This window comes from Chloroflexota bacterium, assembly GCA_038040195.1.
Lineage (GTDB): Bacteria > Chloroflexota > Limnocylindria > QHBO01 > QHBO01 > DASTEQ01.
Window position 1 is genome coordinate 67,307 of record JBBPIR010000006.1, and the last position, 24,813, is coordinate 92,119.

22 protein-coding genes are annotated in these 24,813 nt (G+C 65.8%); 7 read left to right on the plus strand and 15 right to left on the minus strand.

All coding sequences use genetic code 11. The features are described from left to right. Position 1: 1 nt before the first annotated feature. Genes AABM41_08035 through AABM41_08075 form a run of 9 tightly spaced genes read right to left on the minus strand, consistent with a single transcriptional unit; the run spans position 2 to position 8,291 of the window. Positions 2-1,198 carry a glycosyltransferase gene (locus AABM41_08035; protein MEK6192259.1) on the minus strand — a complete coding sequence of 399 codons (1,197 nt, stop codon included), beginning with the start codon at positions 1,196-1,198 and terminating at the stop codon, positions 2-4. Beyond that, positions 1,198-1,938 (minus strand): cephalosporin hydroxylase family protein, encoded by a 741-nt coding sequence (locus AABM41_08040; protein MEK6192260.1) that lies wholly within the window; start codon positions 1,936-1,938, stop codon positions 1,198-1,200. The genes AABM41_08035 and AABM41_08040 overlap by 1 nt, the downstream gene beginning before the upstream one ends. Next, the gene (locus tag AABM41_08045) at positions 1,925-2,779 is read right to left on the minus strand and encodes an NAD(P)-dependent oxidoreductase (protein ID MEK6192261.1); all 855 of its coding nucleotides are present in this window, start codon (positions 2,777-2,779) and stop codon (positions 1,925-1,927) included. Before AABM41_08045 ends, AABM41_08040 begins: the two co-directional genes overlap by 14 nt. Then, positions 2,776-4,005: a class I SAM-dependent methyltransferase gene (locus AABM41_08050; protein ID MEK6192262.1), complete on the minus strand. Its 1,230-nt coding sequence runs from the start codon at positions 4,003-4,005 to the stop codon at positions 2,776-2,778. Before AABM41_08050 ends, AABM41_08045 begins: the two co-directional genes overlap by 4 nt. Next, on the minus strand, positions 4,002-4,565 hold the full coding sequence (locus tag AABM41_08055; GenBank protein ID MEK6192263.1) for a dTDP-4-dehydrorhamnose 3,5-epimerase family protein: 564 nt from the start codon (positions 4,563-4,565) through the stop codon (positions 4,002-4,004). Before AABM41_08055 ends, AABM41_08050 begins: the two co-directional genes overlap by 4 nt. Beyond that, entirely contained in the window at positions 4,562-5,638 is a 1,077-nt protein-coding gene (gene rfbG, locus AABM41_08060; protein ID MEK6192264.1) for a CDP-glucose 4,6-dehydratase, read from the minus strand. The genes AABM41_08055 and rfbG overlap by 4 nt, the downstream gene beginning before the upstream one ends. Further along, a complete protein-coding gene (gene rfbF, locus AABM41_08065) occupies positions 5,623-6,393 on the minus strand; it encodes a glucose-1-phosphate cytidylyltransferase (GenBank protein ID MEK6192265.1) in 771 nt (256 codons plus the stop codon). Before rfbF ends, rfbG begins: the two co-directional genes overlap by 16 nt. 19 nt (positions 6,394-6,412) lie before the next feature. Then, positions 6,413-7,264, minus strand: coding sequence for a class I SAM-dependent methyltransferase (locus AABM41_08070; GenBank protein ID MEK6192266.1), 852 nt, complete (start codon positions 7,262-7,264; stop codon positions 6,413-6,415). Position 7,265: 1 nt separating this feature from the next. Beyond that, positions 7,266-8,291 (minus strand): class I SAM-dependent methyltransferase, encoded by a 1,026-nt coding sequence (locus AABM41_08075; GenBank protein ID MEK6192267.1) that lies wholly within the window; start codon positions 8,289-8,291, stop codon positions 7,266-7,268. Between the two features lie 63 nt (positions 8,292-8,354). Here AABM41_08075 and AABM41_08080 point away from each other — a divergent pair, with 63 nt between their 5' ends. The 3 genes from AABM41_08080 to AABM41_08090 all read left to right on the plus strand — a co-directional run bounded on the left by AABM41_08080 (position 8,355) and on the right by AABM41_08090 (position 12,304). After that, positions 8,355-10,547: a hypothetical protein gene (locus AABM41_08080; GenBank protein MEK6192268.1), complete on the plus strand. Its 2,193-nt coding sequence runs from the start codon at positions 8,355-8,357 to the stop codon at positions 10,545-10,547. A gap of 3 nt (positions 10,548-10,550) precedes the next feature. After that, the gene (locus tag AABM41_08085; protein MEK6192269.1) at positions 10,551-11,342 is read left to right on the plus strand and encodes a hypothetical protein; all 792 of its coding nucleotides are present in this window, start codon (positions 10,551-10,553) and stop codon (positions 11,340-11,342) included. A gap of 296 nt (positions 11,343-11,638) precedes the next feature. Then, positions 11,639-12,304: a sugar transferase gene (locus AABM41_08090; GenBank protein ID MEK6192270.1), complete on the plus strand. Its 666-nt coding sequence runs from the start codon at positions 11,639-11,641 to the stop codon at positions 12,302-12,304. A 97-nt stretch (positions 12,305-12,401) separates the two neighbouring features. Here AABM41_08090 and AABM41_08095 read toward each other — a convergent pair whose 3' ends face one another. After that, complete coding sequence (locus tag AABM41_08095) at positions 12,402-13,298, minus strand: DUF3048 domain-containing protein (GenBank protein ID MEK6192271.1); 897 nt, start codon at positions 13,296-13,298, stop codon at positions 12,402-12,404. Positions 13,299-13,689: 391 nt separating this feature from the next. Here AABM41_08095 and AABM41_08100 point away from each other — a divergent pair, with 391 nt between their 5' ends. Further along, the gene (locus AABM41_08100) at positions 13,690-15,024 is read left to right on the plus strand and encodes an LCP family protein (GenBank protein ID MEK6192272.1); all 1,335 of its coding nucleotides are present in this window, start codon (positions 13,690-13,692) and stop codon (positions 15,022-15,024) included. 173 nt (positions 15,025-15,197) lie between these two features. Here the strand turns inward: AABM41_08100 and AABM41_08105 are convergent, their stop codons facing one another. The 5 genes from AABM41_08105 to AABM41_08125 form a co-directional block, all read right to left on the minus strand. Continuing rightward, positions 15,198-16,508, minus strand: a complete 1,311-nt coding sequence (locus AABM41_08105; GenBank protein ID MEK6192273.1) for a hypothetical protein — start codon at positions 16,506-16,508, stop codon at positions 15,198-15,200. A gap of 186 nt (positions 16,509-16,694) precedes the next feature. Then, positions 16,695-17,621 (minus strand): GDP-mannose 4,6-dehydratase, encoded by a 927-nt coding sequence (locus AABM41_08110; protein MEK6192274.1) that lies wholly within the window; start codon positions 17,619-17,621, stop codon positions 16,695-16,697. Further along, complete coding sequence (gene gmd / locus AABM41_08115; protein MEK6192275.1) at positions 17,618-18,631, minus strand: GDP-mannose 4,6-dehydratase; 1,014 nt, start codon at positions 18,629-18,631, stop codon at positions 17,618-17,620. Before gmd ends, AABM41_08110 begins: the two co-directional genes overlap by 4 nt. Before the next feature lie 30 nt (positions 18,632-18,661). Next, complete coding sequence (locus AABM41_08120) at positions 18,662-19,765, minus strand: glycosyltransferase family 1 protein (GenBank protein ID MEK6192276.1); 1,104 nt, start codon at positions 19,763-19,765, stop codon at positions 18,662-18,664. Continuing rightward, positions 19,762-21,195, minus strand: a complete 1,434-nt coding sequence (locus tag AABM41_08125; GenBank protein MEK6192277.1) for an O-antigen ligase family protein — start codon at positions 21,193-21,195, stop codon at positions 19,762-19,764. The genes AABM41_08120 and AABM41_08125 overlap by 4 nt, the downstream gene beginning before the upstream one ends. A 289-nt stretch (positions 21,196-21,484) precedes the next feature. On the opposite strand from AABM41_08125, the gene AABM41_08130 reads away from it, so the two are divergent. The 3 genes from AABM41_08130 to AABM41_08140 all read left to right on the plus strand — a co-directional run bounded on the left by AABM41_08130 (position 21,485) and on the right by AABM41_08140 (position 24,808). Then, positions 21,485-22,891: a flippase gene (locus AABM41_08130; GenBank protein MEK6192278.1), complete on the plus strand. Its 1,407-nt coding sequence runs from the start codon at positions 21,485-21,487 to the stop codon at positions 22,889-22,891. A gap of 144 nt (positions 22,892-23,035) precedes the next feature. After that, positions 23,036-23,824, plus strand: a complete 789-nt coding sequence (locus AABM41_08135) for a sugar nucleotide-binding protein (protein ID MEK6192279.1) — start codon at positions 23,036-23,038, stop codon at positions 23,822-23,824. Next, positions 23,825-24,808, plus strand: a complete 984-nt coding sequence (locus tag AABM41_08140; GenBank protein MEK6192280.1) for a glycosyltransferase — start codon at positions 23,825-23,827, stop codon at positions 24,806-24,808. It abuts the gene before it with no gap. Positions 24,809-24,813 lie beyond the last annotated feature (5 nt).

Below are 24,813 nucleotides of genomic sequence, written 5' to 3' on the forward strand. Positions count from 1 at the left end.
CCTAATTCCTGCTGGCGACGGAGCGTTCGACCGCGGCCTGGATGGACGGAGAGGGGGACGGCGATCGCCGCCGCCACGATCGCGGCACCACGCGGTCGCGGAAACGCCGCAGTGGCGGACGCCGCGCTGGCGCGGCGCGCGCGGCGAGACGGGCCTGAACGGTCGCGACGACGAAGGGTTCGAGTGACTCGACGAAGGCCCGCAGCAGCCCTTTCTGCTCGGCCTCGACCTGCAGGTCTGACCAGCGCCGCTCCGGTCTGTGGATGTCCTCGTGGCAGTACACGATCCAGTTCGCCGTGTCGAACCCGAATGAGAGGTCGAAAGCCCTCTTCAGGGTCAGGTAGTCATGCGCAACCCAGTTGTGGACCGAGGCGTACAGACCGGGCACCAGCATGTTCGGCAGGACGGACTCGGCGCCGCCGGCCAGCGAGTTCAGAAATCCGAGCGCGGCGTCGTCGTTGGTGTCGCACAGCATTCCGTTCGAGATGTCCGTGTTGACGCTGACCACACAGCTCGAGGCCAGCTCGATCGCATCGTGCGCCTCAGTCAGGCCGAGCACCATGGACGTGTAATCGGGGTTGATTTTGGAGAACAGGGCGCCATAGCGATTCACGATCCGCTGGACCAGTTCGCGGCGATACGCGCCGAAAACGAGCTTCCCGCGGCAGTATTGCGCCGGACTCTGCTCACTACGGGATATCTGGGCATCACCGCGAAGGTCGAGCTCAAGCGCCGGGGAATACCGTCGAAATGGACCCGTGCGAACGTCGGAGTTCACACGGCCGTACGTGCCGTCGCCGAAGTAGTTGGGGTAGGTCACAGGAAAGTAGAAGTCGCTGGTCCAACTGATGATGTCGGGGCCGCCGGCAACATCGATCGCATGCTCGATGCGGCCCAGCGCGTCCGGCAGCACGAACATCTTGTCGGTGAGGTAGCAGACGTAGTCCCCAGCTGCGAACGGCAGCGCATGGTCCCAGTTCTCAACCATCCCGAGTGGCTGCGGCGGGCGTACGTACTTGAGGTTCGCCAGTGTGCTGTCGCGGCAGATCTGCTCGCAGGACAGCGCCGGGTCAAGATAGTTGTCCGACACGATGACCTCGAAGTCGTCGTGGCGCTGGGTTTCCAGGATCTTCAGCGCCTGGCGAACGAACTCGGGACGATGTCGCGTCGGGTAGACGATGGAGAACCTCGGACTCATCAGCGGACCCGTTTCAAGTAGCCGCTCGGCGCCACGGTCAGCAGCAGCTTGTCCTCGATCCGATGATCGATCTCGAACTCGGGGTGCGTCCTCAGATACTCGTGTACCGCCGTCTTCGGGTTGTCCCCCGGCCCCCACGGACGGTCCGGAAACATCTCTGCCGGAAGATCCTCGATCACGGTATCGAATACGACGCAGTAACTCCCCACCGACGTCAAGGGTGCGTAGGCCTGAAGTTCGGCCAGGACGTGGGCATGAGTGTGATTGCTGTCAAGACACACCAGCACCCGTTCGCGACCGGCGGCGGCATCCTTGACTTGCGCGACCACGCCGGGATCGACACTCGATCCCTCGATCATGGTGATGCGCTTGGACATCGGATGTGCCTCGATCGCCGCCCTGTTGTGCGCGCGGATGTCGATATCGACACCGATTACACGGGCGTCCTGCGGGCCGCCGCATGAGGCATTCAGTTCAACCAGCGATGACCACAGGATCAGCGAGCCGCCATGGGCGATGCCCGTTTCGACGATGAGGTCCGGCTGCACCGTCCATATCAGTTCCTGCAGGGCAACGATGTCCTGGGGGTACTGGATGATGGGTCGGCCCAGCCACGAGAAGTTGTAAGAGTATTTCGGGCGGGTCGACTCGCGCATGAAGGCATCGGCTGCCCTGCGCAACGCCGCATTGCGTCGGTTGTCGACGATGCGGGCCTCAACCTCGTCGTCAAACGGCTTCATCACGCGATTCCAGAATGCGGGTCAGCTTATCCCGGTCGCCCCAGAATGACATCGGCTCGTATTCGGGATACGGGAAATGACCGAGGTTCAGCTGGATGGATGAGCCGTGGCTCCGTACCGCGGCCTCAACGAGCTCGCGAACGGCAAGCGGGCGGCCGGAGCAGACGTTCACGACCCCATTGTCCCTGCCGTTCATGGCCAGGGCGACCAGGTAGTGTGCCGCCTCCTCGACCGGCAGGTAATCCCGCAGCTGCTGCCCGCCCGACATGTTGAAGGTGGCATCGCCACGCGCCATGGCCGTTTCGAGCTGCGGCAACAGCGAGCCCGCCGCCTGTCCCTGGCCATGCAGGTAGAACAGGCGCACCCAGGTGAGGTTGAAGGGTTGGTTGTGCCGCCGTCGCTCAAGCTCCCTCCGGAGCTCGTCCTTCGCGCTTCCATAGGCCGTGATGGGCGCGGTCGGCATGTCCTCGCGCAGCGCACCGGACTGCAATCCGTATTCGAGGCAGGTGCCGGTGACGGTGAGGCTGTTGAGACCCGCCTTCAGCAGTCCGTCCAGAAACGAACGCTGCGCGGGTAGCTCCTGGTCGAGATGGCGCTGCGACGAGTAGTTCGGCAGTCCGTCCCAGGCGAGATGCATCACCACGTCGGGCCTGCCGACGCGGTCGTAGGCATCCGGCGGGGCGTCGGCGACATCCATCTCGACCACGCGGTGGCGGGAGAATCCGCCGGGCCTCTGGGAGCCAGGTCTGCAGACGAGGGTTGGTGAGACCCCGGCTGTCTCGAGCTGCGCCACGACGTGGCGACCGATGAAACCGGCCGCGCCGGTGACGGCCACCTTCATGGCCAGATCTTGAGCTCGGGCACTGCCGTCACGAACCGGCCGCCCCATTTGCCGACGTGGGCCTGCTCGCGCATCACCTCGTCTTTGAGGTTCCACGGGAAGATCACGACGAAATCAGGCCGAGTCTGCTCGAGCTTGCCTTCGCCGACGACAGGGATCCGGCTGCCGGGCAGGAACTTGCCCTGCTTCGCGGGGTTCCGGTCGACCACGAATGCAACGAGGTCGGGCCGGACGCCGGCGAAGTTCAAGAGCGTGTTGCCTTTCGCGGCGGCGCCGTAGCCGGCAACCGCCTTTCGATCTGCCTGCGCGGTCAGCAGGAACGACAGGAAATCGTGCTTCACCTTCAGCACGCGGTCTTGGAAGCCCTGGTAGTACGCCGGGTCACGCATACCGGCGCTGTCCTCGGCGTTGAGCACGGCCTCGACTGCCGCCGTCCGCGGGTGGCGCCCGGTGTCAGCACGCTGGGCGAACACGCGGAGGCTGCCGCCATGTGTCGGGTGCTCCTCGACGTCGAAGACCACGAGGCCGCCAGCCGAGAAAATCCGGTCCACGGCGGTCAGGGACAGGTAGGAAAAGTGCTCGTGGTAGACCGTATCGAACTGGCAACCGTCGATCAGCTGTTTGAGGTGATGGAATTCGAACGTCGCGACTCCGTGCGGCTTCAGCAACGCCGCGAAGCCGCGCACGAAATCATTGATGTCCGGCACGTGCGCGAGGACGTTGTTCGCGGTCACGAGGTCGGCCTGCCGGCCGGTCCGCGCGAACTCACCGGCGAGCTCGGAGCCGAAGAAGGCTTCGACGATGGGGATTCCCCGCTCGCGTGCCGCCGCAGCTGTGCTGGCCGTGGGTTCGATCCCGGTGCACGGGATGCCGCGCGCTTTCACGTACTGCAGCAGGTACCCATCATTTGCAGCCACCTCGACGACGTGGCTGTCGGGATCGAGGGTGAACCTGGAGACCATGTCCGCAACGTAGCGCTCGGCATGGCTCAGCCAACTCGTCGAATACGAGCTGAAGTAGGTGTAGTCGGGAGCGAAGATCTGTTCGGCTCGCACGAAGTCCTCGGTCTGGACGAGCCAGCAGCGCTCGCATACCAGCACCCGCAGCGGAAGCCACGCCTCTGGGCTGCGCAACGCCTCGTGAGTCAAGAACCCATTTGATGGTGGCGCGCTCCCGAGGTCGACGAGCAACAGCGTGGCATCAGCGCCGCAATGCCGGCACGTCATACGGCGATGCCGCTGAATTCGGGGCCGAGTGGCGGGAACGACGCGTCGCGCTCCGAGAGGTGCTCGATGGCCAGGGGCCACGCGATCCCCAGCCGGGGATCAAGCGGATGCAACCCACGCTCCGCGGCCGGGTCATACGCCGCGGTGTGGAAGTAGAGGAGCTCGCAGTCATCGACGAGTGACTGGAAACCGTGGGCGAAGCCTTCCGGGATGAACAGCGAACGCCGGTTCTCCCGGCTCACCACCTCCGCATGCCATTGGAGGAAGGTCGGCGAGTCGCGGCGGACGTCGATGGCAACGTCGAAGACCTCACCCCGCAGGCAGCTCACGATCTTGGCCTCGGCCGACGGCTGGATCTGGAAGTGCATGCCCCGCACCGTCGCCGCGATCCGTGTGGCTGTCCGATTCACCTGGACGATCGAGCGGGCGCCGATCACAGCGGCGAGTTCGCCGCTGTCGAACATCCGCTCCAGCCAGCCGCGCTCGTCGGTGAGTGGCCTGCGCTGGACGAGGTGCACACCGGGGAGCGTCGTATCACGAACCTCAAGATGCTCGATCACGAAACAGCCGCCAGGGCATATTCAGCGACTTGCTCCTCGCATACCGCCCGCATGTCATTGCCGCGCCGCCACGCCTGGTGCCAGGCGACCGTTTTTTCGATCGCTAGCTGAAGTGGCCAGCGTGGCTTCCAGCCGAGTTCTGCCCGTGCCTGCGTGCTGTCCAGTCGGAGGAGTCCCGCCTCGCGCTTGCCAGGATCGGCAGTGCGCTCCACCCGAGCGCCGCTACCCCACAGCCCCGCGATCCGTTGTGCGACCTCGCTTACGCTCGCGTCGTCCTCGGCATCGGGTCCAAAGTTCCAGGCACGAGCGAAGTGGTCTCCACCGTCGCCGAGCAGCCGGGCCGCAAGGGCCAGATATCCCGACAGCGGCCCCAGCACGTGCTGCCACGGTCGGACGGCATCGGGGTATCGCAGGCGCACCGGCTCACCGGCTGCGAACGCGCGCAGGCAGTCCGGGACCAGCCGATCCGTGGCCCAGTCACCGCCGCCGATGACATTGCCGGCGCGGGCGCTTGCGATCCGTGCAGGATGGCGCCCGGCACCGAAGAAACTCGATCGATAGCCGTCCACGATGATCTCCGCGGAGGCTTTGCTGCCGCTGTATGGATCGTGACCACCAAGCGGGTCTCGCTCGTTGAAGGCCTGCCCAGTCTCCCGGTTCTCGTAGACCTTGTCGGTTGCAACGATGACCACGGCACGGACGGAGTCGACTGACCGTATCGCCTCCAGCACATGCGCAGTTCCCACGACGTTGCTGGCGATCGTGCCGAGCGGGTCGCGGTATCCCTCTCGCACCAACGGCTGAGCGGCGAGATGGAAGACGACCTCCGGCTGAACTCGCTCGAGTGTGGCGGTCAGCGCGGCGAGATCAGCGAGGTCCGCGCGGGTATCGGACGCCAGCACCTGCGCGAGCTGCGCGACTTCGAAGACGTTCGGCTGCGTCGGAGGCGCCAGGGCATAGCCGTGCACGCGCGCACCGAGCCCGGCCAGCCACAAGGCAAGCCATCCACCCTTGAACCCTGTATGACCGGTGAGGAACACCGAGCGGTCGCGAAGGGCTACCAGATCTTCCAAGGCGCCCTGCCGGAATCCCAGAGATTCTCCAGCAGCTCCTTCTCGCGCAGCGTGTCCATCGGCTGCCAGAACCCCTGATGGGTGAAGGCCATCAGCTCGCCATCCGCCGCAAGCCCGAGCAGGGGCTCGGCCTCCCAGCTCGTCGCGTCGCCGGCGATGCGGTCGAGGCATCGCGGAGACAGCACGAAGAAGCCCCCGTTGATCAGGCCGCCGTCTCCGAGCGGCTTCTCGGTGAAGCCACGGACGTCGCTCCCCTCGAGCTGCAGCGCGCCGAAGCGACCCGGTGGCTGCACCGCCGTGACGGTCGCCAGTTTTCCGTGATTGCGGTGGAACGCGATGCTCGCAGCAATGTCCACGTCGGCGATGCCGTCGCCGTAGGTGAAGCAGAACGCGTCCTCCCCCTGCAGATAGCCCGCCACGCGCTTGAGGCGCCCACCCGTCATCGTGTCGTCGCCGGTATCCACCACGGTGACGCGCCACGGCTCGACATCCTGCTGGTGCACGTCCATCGTGTTGTGCGCCATGTCGAACGTGACATCCGACATGTGCAGCACATAGTTGGCGAAGTACTCCTTGATCAGGTATCCCTTGTAGCCGCTGCAGATCACGAAATCGTTCACGCCGTGGGCGGAATAGATCTTCAGGATGTGCCACAGGAGGGGCCGTCCGCCGATTTCGATCATCGGTTTCGGTCGCAGGTGGGTCTCTTCAGAGATGCGCGTACCGCGGCCGCCCGCCAGGATGACTGCCTTCATCGTCCCTCCGCCTCCACGGCTACCGGCGGGCCACGATATACAAGTCCAACCCCAGCCATGCTTCGAGGGGAGAACCGAGGATCCGATGGCGAGGGATCACGCGTCGGCCCAGGAATCGCAGGTCGTCAAAGTTTCTGGCTCGGACCTCAACCGCCGAGTACTGGCCGAACAGGTCTGCGACCTCGTGCCGGGACGCGTACTCCGTGTGCGGCGCCACCGTCCCACTCGAGTTGCTGTCGTACATACGCGCCACGTCGACCTCGGATGGCCCGGTGCGGCCGCGGACCCGCGCCCAGGCCCGGGTCAGGTGCACCCGCCGCCACTGACGCCACGAACCGGCGTGGTAAACCATGACCACCGCCTGGCCCCCGGGCACCAGAACACGTCGGACCTCGTTGATTGAACGGGGCAGGTCGCCGGTGTGGTGCAGGCAGCCGATCGCGTACACGTAGTCGAACGTGCCGTCGGGGAAGGGCATCGCCAGGGCAGACCCTTGCCTCACCTGGTCGACGGCCCCGCCCTGCATCGCCAGGCGGTGCTGCATCATCCGCACCGGGCCGGCAGCAATGTCCAGGCCGTGGTAGTCCGCACCCCGCCTGGCCAGCGCCTCGCCCAGGGACCCGTAACCGAGGCCGATCTCCAGCACGCGACGCCCGGCCAGGTCGAAGCGATCCAGGTATCCGGAGAGGTACGGGTAGAACCCGAAGTAGGCGCGATCGAATGCCTCCAGCGTCTCCCGATCCCGCGTGACCAGCCCCAGCTGCCGGGCGAACGACGTCCCGCACAACTCGTCCCAGAATTCCTCGTTCCGCCGGTCTAGCTCCTCTGGCGTCGGTTCCAGTGTGACGCGGGGAGTGGTGGTCGAACGCACGTCAGGCCGGCAGCCGCTTGACGAGGTGGTAGACGCCGCCGATACCCGCCAGCTGTCCGCGGTAGCGTGGGAACCCATCCGCGCCGACCTCCAGCTCGCTCAGGAAGCCTCGATGCTCGACTGGCAGGCGTTTATCGGCCACGGCCTGCCCGCCCAGGGCGCGGAACAGCCGTAGCTCGAGGGCCGCGAAGTAGCCGCCGACAAAGCGTGCGTCGAATCCGGCTTGCTCGCATTCGGCCACGAACGCATCTGGCACGTAGGCCCGGGCGATGGGGCATGCCTCGCCGTCCGTGTTGCGTCGGAACGCTTCGTCGATTGACAGGCCGGCAAAGGCTCCCTCCAGTACCTGGCGCTGGTAGGCGGTGAACAGGTGGTAGTAGAGCGAATCGCGGTTGTAGACCATGATCGCCAAGGTAGCCTCGGGCGTGACGATGCGGTGGAACTCCCGGAGCGCGCCTGCCGGGTCGGAGGTGTGGTGCAGGACCCCCTCGCAATACAGGTAGTCGATCGAACTGTTGTCGAGTGGGATCTGCGGATCCCCGTCGCCCATCTGGACCAGCGTCGCCCGGCTCCCGTCGATCCGATGCAGCGCCAGGCGGCGACGGGCCAGCTCCAGCGCCTTGCGCGAGATGTCGACCCCGATCACCCGGCGCGCTCTGCCGCTCACCAGGAACCCCACCAGGTCATTCCCCGGACCGCACCCATAGTCGACCACCGTATCGTGCTCGTGGTTGCCGTACAGCTCCATGAGCTGCTCGAACAGCGGGTACTCACGCGAGCGTCGGCGGAGGTAGGCCAGCGAAGCACGGGCCGAGCGGAACGGCGTCGAATGAACGGTATGCTCGCCCCAATACGAGTCAACCGCCGTCGGGCGCAGCGAGGGCGCGAGGACGAGCGGGATGGCCTCTGGGTCGCCGATGCCGGCGACGGCACCCTCCACCCGTTCCAGGCCGCGAGCGGCCGCCCCGACAGCTTGTCGAGCACCGCGGCGGAGGGTTCGTCCGATCTGGCGAACGGTCTGTGGCATCGTCTTGGCCGCATTCTCCATCATCGGGGTCGAGATCCGGGCCTGTGATCTAGACTGGCCTCCGTGAACACGTCACACACTGTCGCCCAGCTGATCGGATATCCACGCATTGGTCCCAACCGCGAGCTGAAGTGGCTCCTCGAGCGGGCCTGGAGCCGGACCGACGCTGCCGAGCGCGCGACGCGCATCAACGAGCGGCGAAGCGCACACCTCGACGAGCAGCGTGAGCTGATCGGCTCGGCCGTCGACGACTTCTACCTGTACGACCAGGTGCTCGAAACCGCGCTGATGCTTGGCCTCGTCCCGGCCGGCCTGGCCACCCAGTTGCCCCAGGATCCGTTTGCAGTCATGACCGCCCTGGCCAGGGGAACGCCTGATCGCGAGGCGTGGGAGATGACCAAGTGGTTTGACACGAATTACCACTACGTCGTTCCCGAGATCACCGGAGCAGTCGGCCCGTTCACGCCACTCCCCTGGCGGCAACCCACGTTCGACGCCGATGTGACATGGACGGTGCTCGGCCCGTACAGCCTGGTCAAGCTGAGCCGGCTCGGCACCGACAATGGGAGCGCTCTCGGGACGTCCCGGGCCATCGGTGACGGGCTCTGGCGCTGGGTGAGGGCCCAGGCTCAGGAGCACCCGGGATTCCACCTTCAGATCGATGAGCCGTGTCTCGGGCTGGCCATGACCACCGATGACCGAGCGGCGGCGGACGCCGCATATGGCGGAGCCGCCGATCTGGGACTCGACGCCGCCCCGATCGTGACCGTCCAGTTCGGGCGGGCCAACGAGGGGATCGTCGAGGCACTCGGCCAGCGTGGGTTGTCCGTCCAGGTCCCGCTCGACGGCGTCATGGAACTATCCGCCACCCCTGCCTGGGAGGCCCAGCCCGAGCACGTGATCGCTGTCGTGGACGGTCGCAGTGTGTGGCCCGACGCGTTCGAACCAGTCGCGCAGGCCCTCGCCCGGCTGCCCGACGACGGACGCGTGATCCGCCTGGTGCCGACCACCAGCCTGATGTTCCTGCCCTACACAGTCGAAGGGGAGGATCTCCCGGCCGGCTTCCAGTTCGCGCGCGAAAAGGCGCGGGCCCTGAGTGGCTGGCCGACGGCGCTGGCGTCCGGAGCGGACCCCTCCGTGACTGCGCCCCCTTCGGCCACGTGGCCGGCGGTCGGGACGCTGATCTCGCGTGCGCCTCGAGCTGAGAGAGCCGCCGCCCAGGCCGACCTGGCACTACCGAAGTACCCGACCACCACCACTGGATCGCTCCCCCAGACCGCCGAGGTGCGGAATCTGCGGACCCAGCTCGGCCGCGGCGAGCTCGATCGAGCCGGTTACGACGCGGCCATGGCCCGGCTGATAACCGACGCCATCGGCTGGCAGGAGCGGATGGGACTCGATGTCCTGGTCCACGGCGAATTCGAGCGGACCGACATGGTCGAGTACTTCGCCGAGCAGATGGACGGTTATCACACGACCCGCCATGGCTGGGTCCTCTCCTATGGCAGCCGCTGTACGCGACCGCCCATCCTGGCGGCACCGCCGTCGATCAGCGAGCCGATGACCGTTGAGGAGTGGAAGCTCGCGCAGGCTGCCACGGCCAAGCCGGTGAAGGGGATGTTGACCGGGCCAGTGACGATCGTGAACTGGAGCTTCCGGCCACCCGGTGTTGCCGATGACGAGCTGTTCTGGGCGGTTGCCCAGCCCATCAGCCAGGAGGTCGGATTCCTGGTGGAGGCCGGTGCCCGTGTCATCCAGGTCGACGAGCCGGCGGTACGTGAGCGATGGCCCCTCCCGACTGACGACGCAGCCGAGCGGCGCGAGGTCTATGCCCGCGGCGTGCGCGCCGCGCTCAACCACGTCTTCAACCAGCCGGCGCAGGTCCAGATGCACACCCACATGTGTTACGGGACCGACAGCACGATCGCTCCGCTGTGGTCGGATGCCGCGGTGGACGTGGCGTCGATCTACTTCGCCCGCTCCAAGGACGATGGGCGCATCCGGGCCTTCTACGAGCTGTTCGACGACGGCCACATGCAGATTGGCCCCGGCGTCTTCGACGTCCACTCGCCTCACTCGCCGGGGCGCGGCGTCATGGAGGAGCGCCTGGAACACTTTGGTGGCTACATGGACGACGCGGACCTGTGGGTCAACCCGGACTGCGGCCTCAAGACCCGGACCTGGGACGAGATCGAGCACCAGTTGGGTGACATGGTTGCCGCCGCTCGTCGGCGTCGCCAAGCAACCGGCTCCTGATCCGTGCTCTCGACTCGGGGGGGCTGGGTCGAGATGGTCGAGGTCAACCCGCCTCTGCTGCCAGACATGACCCACCTGGAGCTGCGCGGCCGCTGGCAGCACGTCCTCATCACCGACAACCCGTTCAAGCAGGTCCGGGTGTCGCCGTACGCATACGGGGCACGCATCGCGCATGACGTCCCGGATGTGAAGCCCACGATCGTCTGCTCCACGCGCGACCGGAACATCCTCGCCATCGAATCCGAGGTCCGGGGCGCCATCGGCAACGGAGTGAGCTCCTTCCTCGTGGTCCAGGGCGACATGCTTCCCGAGGTCGAGCACTGGAGCGACAGCTACGAGATCGTCGAGTACCTCCGCGCCCTGGAGCGCTCGATGCCGAGCGTGGAGTTCGAGGTCGGGATGAGCACGCGGTCTCGCCGCTGGGTCTTCCGGCGACGGGTATCGGTGGGGGCGCAGTTCCTGATGGTCGGCCCGGTGATGGATCCCTTGTCGGTCCAACCCGTAATGGAACACCTCGAGCTCCGCCCCGATGACCCGCCGGTCTATCTGGAGGTCACCCCGCCATTCTCGGAGCGCTGGGTGCGGCGCCTGGAGTCGGTCGGCGCCATACCGACCGGCGACGAGCTACGAAATCGCCTCGCGGGCCTGAACGGGGCGGAGCTGCGGGCCGAAGCGTGGCGCGTGGCGCGTACGGTCGCCAAGACGGCGCGGGACGTCGGCTTCGCTGGGATCGTCCTCATGGGCCTGCGCTTCGAAACCGTCGTCGGCGAGGCTTACGACGCCTGGCATGCGTGACGGCGTGTGGACAACTGATCGGCCAAGCGCAAAGGTCGTGGATAAGGGGGCTTGCGCGAGGTGCCGCGGGTCCCGCATTCTGCGCGGGTCCCGAAGGGGCAGCTGGCCGGACCCGAGATGACATCAACGGTCGCCGCGGTTCCTTCGGGACATTTCTGTGCCCGGCGAGGGCACCGGCGGGATTTTGACCGTCCTGTCCTATGGAGGTTGACCGCGTTTTCATATACTCTTGCGCGGGTCGCCACGCGCGGCTCGGCGGGCAGCTCGCCGTTAAGCGGGTGATAAGGGAGCACCGCGTGGAGGAGATCTCGGAGCGACCTGCGACCGGGCGCGAAACCTTGGTCGTTTCATCGGCCTATCGCGGCATCAGACGAACCGTCGACGTGGTCGGCGCCGCGACCCTGCTGGTCGGGCTCTCGCCGGTTTTCCTGATCATCGCGGTTGCCATCGTCTTCGACGGAGGGCTGCCGGTCCTCTACCGATGCCAGCGGCTCGGCCGCGATGGCCGGCCCATCGAAGTGCTGAAGTTCCGCACGATGCACAACGGGAGCCACCATCACCTCGAGGAGCTTCTCACCGCCGACGAGGAGCGGCGCCTGGAGTACGGCATAAAGCGCAAGCTCAGGCACGACCCCCGACGAACCCGGTTCGGCCACTTACTACGTCGATACTCCCTCGACGAGCTGCCTCAGCTGTGGAACGTGCTGATCGGAGAGATGAGCTTCATCGGTCCGCGTCCGTACATGCCCGATGAGCTGCGTGGCCGCCCTGAGGCTGGCACGATCCTGAGCGTGCGCCCCGGCATTACGGGCCTGTGGCAGGTCAACGGGCGGTCCGACCGCACGTTCGAGGAGCGCGTGGCGCTGGAGGTCGACTACGTCCAGCGTGAAGGCTTCCGCCTTGACGCGTCGATCGTGCTCCGCACCTTCGGTGCGGTGATCAGTGGGCGCGGGGCGTACTGAAGAGCTGCGGACTCGGCCCCGGACAAGGGTCGGTCCCCGAGGAAGGTGATGGCGAGCGCGATCACGAAGCTTGCAAGGCCGATGCCCGCCGCTACGCCTAGGATTCCACCACTGAAGCTGTCGTCTGGATGATCGCCCACCAGATCGGGCCCGGAGGGAGAACGAGTGGCTGTTTAGTAGCCACCACGGTCCACTCAGTCACGTCCTCGTCGGTTGGGCGCGACCACTCGACCTCGATAGCGATGCCATCGACGTATACGGTGCCGGTACCCGTTCCAGCGAGGCGCTGAATGGGCGGATCCGACCCGGGGTCCATGTCCGCGAATGTCCGCTCGGAGACCGCACGTTGGACGATGATGGTGCGTCGGCTCAAAGGCTCACCTGTTTCGGCGTCGTTCGTCACGGATCCGCTGTCCAGGCGCTCGTACAAGCCCGTACCGGCGTTGTAGCGCCATCCGAAAGCCCAGTACGGAGCCGTCCAGATCTCGATCGCGTTCACGCTCCGGACATCACCCGGCGCGGTCCAGTTCGGCTTGAACGACAAAATCGGACGCGGGTTTCCCGCACGCTCAATTCGTCCGGCCAGATCTATGTTGCTTTCCAGCAGTTCCTGGAGTCGCCCCATGTCCATGTAGACGTTGTACGGCGCTGCTCGGGCGGCGCTCCGCGAGAAGAACGGCCACGCCTCGACGTTGCCATCGATGTAGGGCATTCCTTGGGCGGCATAGTAGTTGGTGGTGTACGGGGCAGCGCCATAAATGATCGGAAGGATCTGGAGCTGCTGCCACAAATCGGTCTGGATCCAGCGGCCACTTCGAACGGGACCCACGGTGGCGACGGTGTCGCAGGCAAAGAGTGCGACGAAGCGGGTGCTGTACCCCTGAACCGGGTTCTCGAAGATGATGTCGGCTTCCTGCAGGCCCGTCGCGGGACGCGCACCAGGAGCGTTGTCAATGGACACGAGCACTGGCTGGCCGAGCGAGCGTTCGGTCAACTCCTCGCCGTCGAACGCGCATCGGCTGACAGGGGTTGGACTCGGTGTGGGGGACGGTGATGGCGACGGGGTGGGCCGAGCAGACTTCGTAGGGGACGACGTTGGTGCTGTCGGCGTTGCAACCGGCGTGGCCTCCCCGAATCCCACCGCGAACGCCACGAGGACGCCGATGACGATCGCGCCTAGGGCGATGCCGCCGACAATCAGGGTACGCCGCGAGAGCGGCGGGGTAGTGAGGTGGGGAGACACGCAGTAAATGCTACTGAGTGGAGGTCCACTGCCAATGACCCAAACGGGCTATCGCCGCAACATCTCCGTCCTGGCCGCCGTCGGGGGTCAGCCCTGCCGCTCGGCCTATACTCGCTGACTCGCCATGCATCTACGGAGTTCCGTGACTCAACCCCGAGCGGTCGATCGGCCTGATCGACGGCCTACAACCGCTGCATTCCTCTCATTCCTGTTCCCTGGATTCGGTCAAGCGTACAACGGCCAGTTTGTCCTCGCCGGAGTATTGGCTTTGCCGGTATTGCTATTGCTCGTAGCGGGGGTCCTGGTCGTCGCGAGCATGGGTTCGGGCGCGATGAGCCGGCTATTGGATATCCGGTTGCTCCTCGCGCTCATCGTGCTGGACATGGCGCTGCTCGGGTGGCGCATGTTCGCTATTTTCCAGGCGCACGCTAGGCGGGCTCGTCTCAGCTTCCGACGCTGGCCAACGTGGATCACGGCGATATTGGCGCTGATCACCCTCACGATGCACGCCCTCCCGGCTTACTACGCTGCGAAGGCGATCGAGACGCTTGGCATCGTCGCCCTCGAAGGCGGCGGACGGCTGTTCGACGATCGCGAGGGACGCGATGTCGCCATCCCCGAGCCATCTCATCAGCCCGAGGTCAGTCAAGGTGAGCGGGTCACCATCCTGTTCGTCGGCATCGACTATGGCCCCGGTCGCGCACATCACCTGACCGACACCATGCTTGTCGCGACGCTCGATCCTGATAGCGGCCAGGCAGCGATGATCTCGGTGCCCCGGGATCTGTACGGAGTAGCGCTTCCCGACGGCAGTCAGTACAACGCGAAGCTCAATTCGTTGATGTCGACCGCGAGTGCGGACCCTGCCCGCTATCCGCTGGGCGGACTCGGCACCCTCAAGGCGACGATCGGCGAGCTGCTTGGCACTCGTATCCACTATTTCGCGGCGATCGACCTCGCCGGCATGCGTGTGGTGGTCGACACCATCGGCGGCATCGATCTGACTGTCGAGCGTACGGTGAACGATCCAACCTACTACGACGTGGTCACGGGTCGGGTCGGGCTATACCTCCCTCCCGGCGAGCACCACATGGATGGCGCGCTGGCTTTGGCCTATGTGCGGTCCCGGATGGGTGCCGGCGAAAGCGACTTCACGCGGGCCGAGCGTCAGCAGCAAGTTCTCGTCGCTATCGCCGAGAAGCTCACCGCTGGGAATCTCCTCACGACGCTGCCCGGACTGCTGGACGCGGTCCGGGACAACCTGACCACGGACATCCCCTCGGCACGGATTGGTGATCTCGCGGCGGAAGCTCACGAAGCCGATCTAGGCAGCATTAAGCGGATCGTCCTCAAGCCGCCGGAATTTGTGACGCCCGAGCCTTTCAGTGTTTTCGGCTACATCCTGCACCCGAATCTGGACGCGATCCGGGATCTAGGTAAACGAATCTTCGAGTCGCCGACAGTCGTGACTCCGTGAGCACTCCCGGACCGCACGCGCCATCAATCTGAATTGACACGCCGACATACTGGGCAGTCATTGAGTGGCCGCGGCGCCTATTGAGTCGCGGGGGTCACCGTGCGCAAGGGCGTTTCAACCGGCCGGCGTGGCCCTCTTGGGAGTCATCGCGGGGATCTGCATGCCCTCGGCTCCTACGGTGCCGGTACGAACTCATACTCAGTTCCAGCACGGTTGGCATAGCAGGCGGCTCCCTCGAACCTGCACGCAGCGGGAATCGAAGGCGATTCACCGCACTGATCGGGCCACTTTCCACTAACCACGAGTACCTTGGAGCAGCTCTCCGTCGCGACTGGAAAGGGGTGGATCTCCGTGTGGGCGGTGCGCTCAAGGAAGATTTCGAGCGGTGGATTATCGACATTCGGCGCGTGGTTCCAGAGGATTTGCGCGAGCCCGGTCGGGTGAAGATGGTCCTCATTAACGCTCGGTCGGTAGACCACTGCCGAAGCGAAGGCTGAGAGCAAGACCGTCACAACGAACCCGTATCTGAGCACCGGCCGCCACCGATTGTGGATATGGGTGAATAAGGGGAGCAAAAGGGGAATCAGCCACAGCCCGTATCGGCTGAGACTCGGCGTTGCACCGCTATTGAGGTTCGGTGTCTGGGTGAACACAACCAGGAAAAGGACAGCAAGCAGCGCCGCAGCTCCAACATCCGGCTGAAGCAGCTTCTTGCCTTGCCATATCGCCTGAGGCAGTACGAAGACGATCAAGATCGGGAACAGCAGCGAGAAGTTCGGTACGAGGCCGATATTGGGATCCACAACGACAGCTGCAACGTGGGCCGGGCTCGGCAACGTTGTCACCACCCCGCCGATTGCCGCCTGGGACGTATAGACGCCGAGCCGGATCAAGTAGTAGACGGGATGGATTGCCGCGATTGCCACGCTAGCAGCGAGGCCGAGCCAGAATCCACGGTCGCGCAGGCGCGTTGGCTCCATCAGAACCGCGGCGGCGGCAAGCAGGGGAACGCCTGCAGCAATGGGAAGGTTCTGCGTCGAAGCCAATGCGATGGCGACCAGAGCCCAACCAGGATGCCCCCTGACTAGCGCGAATGCCAGCAGAAGAAGGGCCACCGTGAAGACTTCCGGGTGGGCCTTGTCGACCCACCAGAGCACTGGGCTAAGTACTAGGAGTGCTGCCACAGCAGCCGATACAAAACGGCTCACGACGATGAACGCCACGGCCAAGAGTCCGACGTTGAGCACAGCGAAGCCGTAGTTCGGGTGCCAGCCAACGACGTTGGCCAATCCCACGAACGGGGCTGCGAGCGCTGAGTATGCCCAGAAATGCGCGAATTCTTGACGTTGATCGTTCGCCACGAGCCGCCGATCCGCCAGTGGCGCCTGAAAACCGGCGCCAAGTTCCGCGAATGTGGCCTCCAACTCCGCCAATCTCGCGGGGCCGGGGGCTGGGTGTTTCAACTCTGAAATGTTTTGAGCCATGGCCAGATACTCAGCGCCGTCACCTACCTTGCGCGGATTGGAGGCTATGACCAAGAACCCGAGTAGGAGCACAACCGACAGAGCGACGAGGGCTAGGTCGAATCCGCGTAACGGTCCGACAAGGTAATTCGCAAGGCCTGTACCGGATCGCGTCACTGAGTCATCCGGGCGACTACCCTCCTAGTGCTATGCGGAACCGGTCAGCACCCGCTCGCGCATCTCGAGCCATACATCAGTCAGAGTTTCACTGAATTCGATGGCGGGCTTCCATCCGGTGAAACGCCGCAGTTTGCTGGCATCGCCAACGATGCGGGGCGGGTCGTCCGAACGCACGCGGGCTGGATCGAGCTCGACACGGACCTGAAGCCCGCTTACTGCGATTAGCCTCTCGAGGATTTCTCCGATGCGTACTCCGTGGCCCGAAGCAACGTTGATTGCGACTCCTCGAATGCGCGTCGTCACCAGGAGCCGGTAAGCGCGGACGACGTCGCGGACGTCCGTAAAGTCGCGGACGGCATCCAGATTTCCAACTCGCACCACAGGCGCCGCCTGGCCCGTTGATATCCTCGCGAGCTGAAGGGCGAAGGCGGAGACAACGAACTCTTCACGCTGTCCAGGACCAATGTGATTGAAGGATCTCGTAACGACTACGGGCACGTTGAGCAGACGGGCGTACTCCAGCGCTACCTGCTCCTGCAACGCTTTCGTCAATCCATACGGATTGGCCGGCCGAATCGGGAACTCCTCGGTGATCGTCGCGCCGGCCGGTGGGCCACCGTAAACTTCTGACGAGCCAGTCACGAGTACGGTTGGTCGCCCGATCGCGGCAGCTTCAATCACTGCTGCCGTTCCGCACACAGCCACGTCTAAGGCCCTCGTGAAATCTGTGCTCGCGTCGGGCCCAAATGCGATACCAGCCAAGTTGTAGATCGCTTTGGGAGCGGCGGACCGGACGACGTCACGCACTCGCGCGGTGTCACGCACATCGAGGGCACCACCAGATCTCGCGCTCTGAGGACCCGAAACGGCGGCAACATCGTCCCCGGACTCTTCAAGATGCTCCACCAGGTGGCGGCCGACGAAGCCGTCCGCACCGATGACAAGCGCCCTCACGTTCCTGCCGGAGCAGGGCTCCTGGCCTGGGCTCGTCCGTGCGAGATGTCCTCCTCCAGTCGCTCAAGATCGGCGTCCACCATCATCTGGACAAGCCTTGAGAAGTCCACGGTCGGCTCCCAGCCGAGCCGAGCGCGTGCTTTCGACGCATCTCCGACCAGGAGTTCGACCTCGGCCGGCCGCACGAGACCTGCATCGACGATGACGTATTGCTCGAAGTCGAGACCAACGTGACCGAATGCGGCCTCGGCAAACTCTCTGACCGAATGTGTCACGCCCGTCGCGATGACGTAGTCGTCAGGCTCTGGCTCTTGGAGCATCGACCACATCGCCCGGACATAGTCGCCGGCGAATCCCCAGTCACGCTTGGCGTCGAGGTTGCCGAGTCTCAGCTGGTGCGCAAGACCGAGCTTGATCCGAGCGACGCGATCGCTGATCTTGCGTGTGACGAACTCGAGGCCCCGGCGTGGCGACTCATGGTTGAAGAGAATGCCACTCACCGTATGGAGGCCGTAGCTCTCCCGGTAGTTCACGGTGATCCAGTGCGCGTACACCTTCGCGACTCCGTATGGCGAGCGGGGATGGAATCGCGTGAGCTCGTGCTGCGGCACCTCGGTCGCTTTGCCGAACATCTCGCTCGAGCTTGCCTGGTAGAAGCGGATCGCCGGGTCGGTCTGGCGGACCGCCTCGAGCATGCGCGTCACGCCAAGGGCCGTGAACTCGCCAGTCAGCACTGGTTGGTTCCACGAAGTCGGGACGAAGGATTGCGCGGCGAGGTTATACACCTCCGAGGGGCGAGTGGTGCGCAGCGCCTCAGCGAGGGAGTTCTGATCTAGCAGGTCGCCCTGCACTATCTCAAGGTCGTCGACCAAGTGCGCGATACGCTCCATCGTCATGGTGCTTGTCCGCCGCGTCATGCCGACCACGCGGTAGCCCTTTTCCAGCAGCAGCTCCGCCAGGTACGACCCGTCCTGACCGGTAATACCCGTAATGAGGGCAGTCTCAGCCATCGTCGCTCCGCGAACAGTAGAGTCCGTCGATCATACCCAGCGACCCCGGGCCTGCTGGTACACCGCTCGCGTTGCCTCTGCCGTCCGCGTCCAGCTGAGCTTCGCCGCACGCCGTCGTCCGGCCTTGACCAGCGCCGGGCGCTGCTGAATCGCCTCCTCTACGCCAGCCGCGATCGCGCCGGGATCGAGGGGGTCGACCAATACGGCCGCACCGCCGGCGGCCTCGGGCATGGACGACAGGTTCGAGGTGACGACCGGCGCTCCGGCGGACATCGCCTCGACGATCGGTAGCCCATAGCCCTCGTACAGCGACACGTAGACGAACGCCGAGGAAGCCTCGATCAGCGCCATTCGATCGGCGTCGGAGACGAACCCGGTCCTCACGATGCGGTCCTCAACAGGACTCGACGCGAGCCTCAGCTCGATCTTCGATGTCCTCCAGCCGACCGCGCCGACGAGCACCAGCCGAAGGTCCGCGTCGCGAGCCGCGAGTTGCTCGAAGGCGGCGACGAGACGTGCGATGTTCTTCCGGGGCTCAAGCGTCGCCGTCGACACGATGTAGCGGCCGCGCTCCAGCCCGAATCGCGCGAGGACCTCGCTCGGGTCGGCGTTTTCCACGCCGCCATCCGGTCCGGGCGCCAGCTCCGTGATCACGATCCGGCGAGGGGGCACACGCAGCAGCCGATGGAGCTCGTCCGCAGTGGCGCGCGACGGCACCATCACCGCGCGCGCGCGATGCGCTGCCGACATCATGACCGGTACGGCCGCCAGCCGCAGTTTGGGGTGGTAGTACGGATACCGCACCAGTGAGAGGTCCTGGATGGTAAGCACAAAGGGCCGCACGCTCCGCAGCGGCGCGATTGCGTTCGTGTAGTGCACCAGATCCGCACTCGCGGATCGGACATCCGCGTTTGCGTGCCGCTGCACCCACACTTGGTGCCGCTCGCCACGCATGAGCGTGCGCGCCACGCCTGCAAGCGGGCCGTCACGTCTCGCACCGATAAGGACAACGTCATCGTCGTCGCTGCGCCGCTCAAGGAGCGCCAATGCGAGCTCGCGGACATAGACGCCCACGCCGTTCGGTGTCGCCTGGACAGGGCCGGCGTCGTAGGCGAGCGTTGCGGCTGCTCTCACGGTCCCTCGTCGCTCGTCGGGCCGCTCACCGTGCCGTTCGCACCGCCCGCATCCTTTGCGACCGCGGCCACGATTGCAATCACAGCCCACTGGTAGAGGATCGTGAAGGACGGCGCGGTGAGGAGTGACGCGACGACCGCGATCAGCGCGGCAATCGCCGCGGCGGCAAAGCCGTAGCTGCGATCGGACGAACGCCACGAGCGCAGGGCGGACCAGCCGAGTGCGGTGACGGCGAACAGGAACGTTCCGAAGCCCAGGATGCCCGTTTCGCCGAGCAGCTCGGCGTAGATGTTGTTCGGGATCAGCAGCTGGTCCGGCGCTTCCACGTCGGCCTGGCGGTAGCGGCTGTAGGCGAACCCGAAGTTTCCCGGGCCGACGCCGAGGAGTGGGTGGGCCATGAACATGGTGATCGCCGCGCGGCTGGTGGCGACCCGCTCTCGCGCCGTTCGCTGTGTGACCTCCTCGGCGGGGTCTGGGGTCGGGACTGGTGTCAGTCGTGGTGACGTCGTGTCGTCGGAGTCGTCTGGCTCTACGCTCGCGGTCTCCTCCGGCACGCCGAGCATCTGCCCGGCAGTCGCGCCCTTCTCGATCAGCGCCACACCCGCCTCGACCAGATCGGGCATCGTCGCCACCAGCAGCATCACAACTAGCACCGTCGCCGTCAGCGGCCGGAGCACGGCGCGCAGTCGCAGCGGATTTGGAAGGAGTAGCAGCAGCGCGATGACGCCCGGCACCGCCGCGAGGTACCCCGCCACCGAGAAGGTGACAATGATTCCACCGATGATCAGGAAGGTTGCAAAGAACGACGCGACGGTCACTCGCGAGCGACCTGCGAGGAGCGCGATCCCGAACGGCAGGACCACGCCGAGGAACGCGCCGAAGAACGACGGCTCGAGGAAGGTGGACTTGGCCCGCGGCACGATCCAGAAAGACGCGCTGCCCGGGATGAATTCCGTTCCGGGCAATAGCGGGACGTACAGGCCGTGCGACTGGCCGATCGCCTGATAAAGACCGTAGACCGACGCGGCTGCTGCACCGGCCACGAGCGCGACCCACGCCATCCTACGCAGGACTGCCCACCCGAGCGCAGCCGCGACGACGGCCGCTATAGTCAGGTTGCCGAGCAGCCAGACTACCTTCGTGAGCGACCTCACGTCGGAGGCGAGCCGGCCCGTCGCGAACGGGACGTCTCCGTAGTCGGTCCCCAGGTTGACAAGAGTTGAGAGTGCGTAGACCAACGCGAACGGCACAAAGTACGCGAGTGGACGCAGCGCGGGCCGTCGACCTGTCCGGACGAGCAGCGCGCCCACGGCGAGCGCCAACGGAACGGCGACCAGGTGGGCGATCGTCAGCGGGAAGCCGATGTCGATCGTCAGCGTGTTGGCCAGCGGCAACGTCGCGAAGAATGCGGCCAGCAATGCGCCAACCACGACCAAGAGACGTCGTGGTGGCTGTCGGCTGGCACAAGGCTGCGACCCGCCGGCGCCGGAGCTGCCGCGTGGTGCAGACGCCATATCGACGAAATCGACCGATGGCTGCGTCACGAGGTCGGGCTCGGCGGATCGCGGGGGAACGGTGACCGTCCTCAATTCAGGAGTGCGAATGGGCGATGGGAGGATATCGCAGACGTACGCAGCCGATCAGTGCCGCTCCCGCACTCCGATGCGGCAGGCGTCCTCGGAGCCACTTTAGACTCCGCGGCGTGCCGGACGACAACCTGTGACCGCCCGCCCGGTCGTCAGATCGGTTGCGTGGTTGTCGGCCAGCCACGCGCTGGTGCTCGTCGTCGGACTCGCAACGGCGATCGTCATCGCGCGTGGCGGGGCCGAGGACCTTGGCCGATACCGGTTCGCGCAAGCCATCCTGATGTACCTTGTGGTCGCTTCCGACGCCGGACTGACGCTGCTGTCCGTCCGAGAGATCGCGCGCCGGCCCGCGGACGCCGTGCGCTACGCCGGTCCAGTGCTGGTCGTCCGTTTCGTGCTGTCGGCCGTGCTGTTCGGCGTGGCGGCGACGGTCGTCGGCGTCTCGGACGCCCGGGACGCCGCGCCCTTCTACCTAGTGATGTTCGCCTCCGTCTTCCCTCTGTCGCTGAGTCTGATCCACGTGCTCCAGGGCCGCGAGAGGCTGCGCGGCGTCGCGCTTGTGCGGATGGTGAGCATCGCGGGCGCGGGCGCGATTGGGTTAGTCGCGTACCTTGTGTCCGGAAGACTGGTGGCGCTCGTCGTCCCGACGGTCGTCGTCGGCCTGTTAGTCGACGGCGTCCTGCTGCTGTTCGCGCGCCACCGGCTCGGCATCCGGCTCAGATGGGGCACGCCGCCCGAGTGGGCCGCACTCCTCGTCACTGGCGTCCCGTTCCTGGTGACCGCCGTGGCCGTCCAGCTGGTATCGAACGCCGACGCGGTGATCATCGGCACGGTTCGCGGCGAGTCGCAGCTCGGGCTGTATGCCGCGGCCTACGTGCTGGCGGGCCAGACGCTCTTCCTGGCCGGGCCTATCGCATCAGCGATCTACCCTCGGTTCTCGAGGCTGCACTCGACTCCGGACCGCTTCCGCGAAGCCATCCGCAAGGTGTTCGGCGCGATCGCGCTGTTCATCGTGCCGGCTTCCATCGGCGCGGCGCTTCTCGCCGACGCGATCCTCGGCTTCCTGTACGGGACCGACTACGAGGTTTCCGCGCCGATCCTCGCCGTGCTGATGGGCATGCCGCTGATCGGGTTCTACAACGTCGCCATGTCGCAGGTGCTGTACGCCGCCGGCCGCCAGGCGTCGGTCGCCCGGATCGCGATAATCGCAGCCGTCGTGAACGTCGGCACGAACCTGGTGCTGATCCCATCGGTCGGGTTGGTCGGTGCCGCGATCGCGGCCGTTCTGACGGAGGTCGTGACGGCGACAGCGTACACGCGGACGGCGGCACCGATCACCGGGCTAGCGCCGCTGCGGGCGTACCTCTCACCATTCCCCGCCGCATTCGTCATGGCCGTCGGCGTGGTGTTGGTCCGCGTGGCGGGGCTCCAGCCGCTGATCGTCTTCGGGGGGGTCATCGGCACCGCCGTGTACGCCATGGCCATCGTTGTACGGCCGCCGGAGGTCGCGCGCCGCACGGTCGATCGGCTCATCAAGTGAGACGATGGGCCGAGGCACGCCGATCCGTCCGGTATCCTCACCGCCACCGCGCCAGCGCGGCCTCACTCCAGAGAGGGCATCTAACGACCGTTGGCGGCTGACGATTCGGCATCCTTGGGGATACGACCACAACCGACCTTCTTCGTGCTCGGGCACCGCGGCATGCTCGGCACCGTCGTGCACCGACACCTGCGCGAGCAGGGGTACGGTTGCATCATCAGCGACCTGCGGTATGAGGGGCATCCGGACGATCCGCTCATGGCCGAGGTCGCCGGGTCCGGCGTAGACGTGGTCGTAAACTGCGCCGGAATCACCATGCCGCGGCACGTCGACGACAAGCGCCTGTTCATCGTGAACGCGCTGTTGCCACAGCACGTGGCGGCCACGCTGTCTGGGTCGCAGCTGCTCGTCCATCCCAGCACTGACGGCGTGTTTCGAGGTGACCGAATGCACGCCGCCACTGCTCCGCCGGACGCGGACGACCCCTACGGCCTGTCGAAGCGCCTCGGCGAGAACGTGCTCCACACCGCCGGGCCGACTGTCGTCGTTCTCCGAACCTCGATCGTCGGTCCCGAGAAGCAGAGTGCGCGTGGGCTGCTGGCGTGGTTCCTGGCACAGCGCAGCGCGGTTCAAGGATGGACCGATCATCTCTGGAACGGCATTACTACCCTTGCGTGGGCGAAGCTGTGCGTGGAGTTCGCGACGGGCGTGAGGGCACCCGCTACGGGACTGCACCAGCCCACTACGGCGACCGCGGTATCGAAGTACGAGCTGCTGCAATTGTTCGCCGAGGCCTATGACCACCGGGTTCCAATCGAGCCGGTCGCGACAGGCCGCCCTGTCGATCGCAGGCTCGAGCCGACGATCCAGATGCCGCCGCTCGCGGGACAGCTAGCGGAGCTGCGCGACTGGTGGGCCGCCGACCGAGGCTGAATGCGCATCTCGATCCTGATACCGACGCGCGACCGCCTCGACTACCTGCGGCTCAGCTTGGCGAGCGCTCGGGCGCAGCGCTGGAATGACGTAGAGATCCTCGTATCGGACGACGGGTCGACCGACGGTACACGCGAGTTCGTGCGCGCCGTAGCGCAGGAGGATCGGCGGGTTCGCCTTATGACGGGCAACCCATCACCTGGCGTGTTCTCGAATGTCCAGTATCTCGTGAACCAAGGGTCCGGGGACGCCTTCACTGTGCTCGGTGACGACGATCTCCTCGATGCGGACTTCTGCGCCCTTCTCGCCGAGCCGATTGAGCGCGACACATCGGTCATCCTGTCCTTCACCGACTATCGGGTCATCGACGCTTCGGGGGCGCATGTGGAGGAGGCGAGCGCGCAAAGCTCGCTGCGGTACGGTCGCGCCGGGATGCCGGGCGGCGAGGTGCAGAATCCTGTGGTCCTGGCGCTGAGAGGAGGGATCTGGATGGGGTTCACGCTGTACCGCACCTCCGTGTTCATCGAAGAGCCGTTCGATCTGGAATGCGGCACGGCTGCCGACTGGGATTACGCCATTCGCGCGGCGAGGCGGGGACGAATCTGGTTCGTCCCAGGACGTCACGGCTCATACCGAGACCACCGCAGCACCGCCTCGCGCCTTGGCCTGCGCGACGCTGCAGAGCTCGCCATGACTGTGCTACAGAAGCACACCTTCGACGACGAGGCCGCCGAGTCGCTCCGCCGAGCGCTACTTCGGGACGCCGCGAAGCGGCATGCATTTCGAACGGCCCCTCGCGGCCGCTCCGCCGCCCGCGAGTCGCTGCGGCTCTACCTCTCGCTCGGCGGGCGGCGCCTGAACCCGCATTTCATGATGACCACCTTGCTGCTCCATCTGCCACCGATCGTTGCCGGCGCGCTTCAGCGCCTGGTGTGGGTCGCGTCCGGCTCAGTCGCGCGGATGCGCGGAGCTGGGGTGGCTTGACCCGC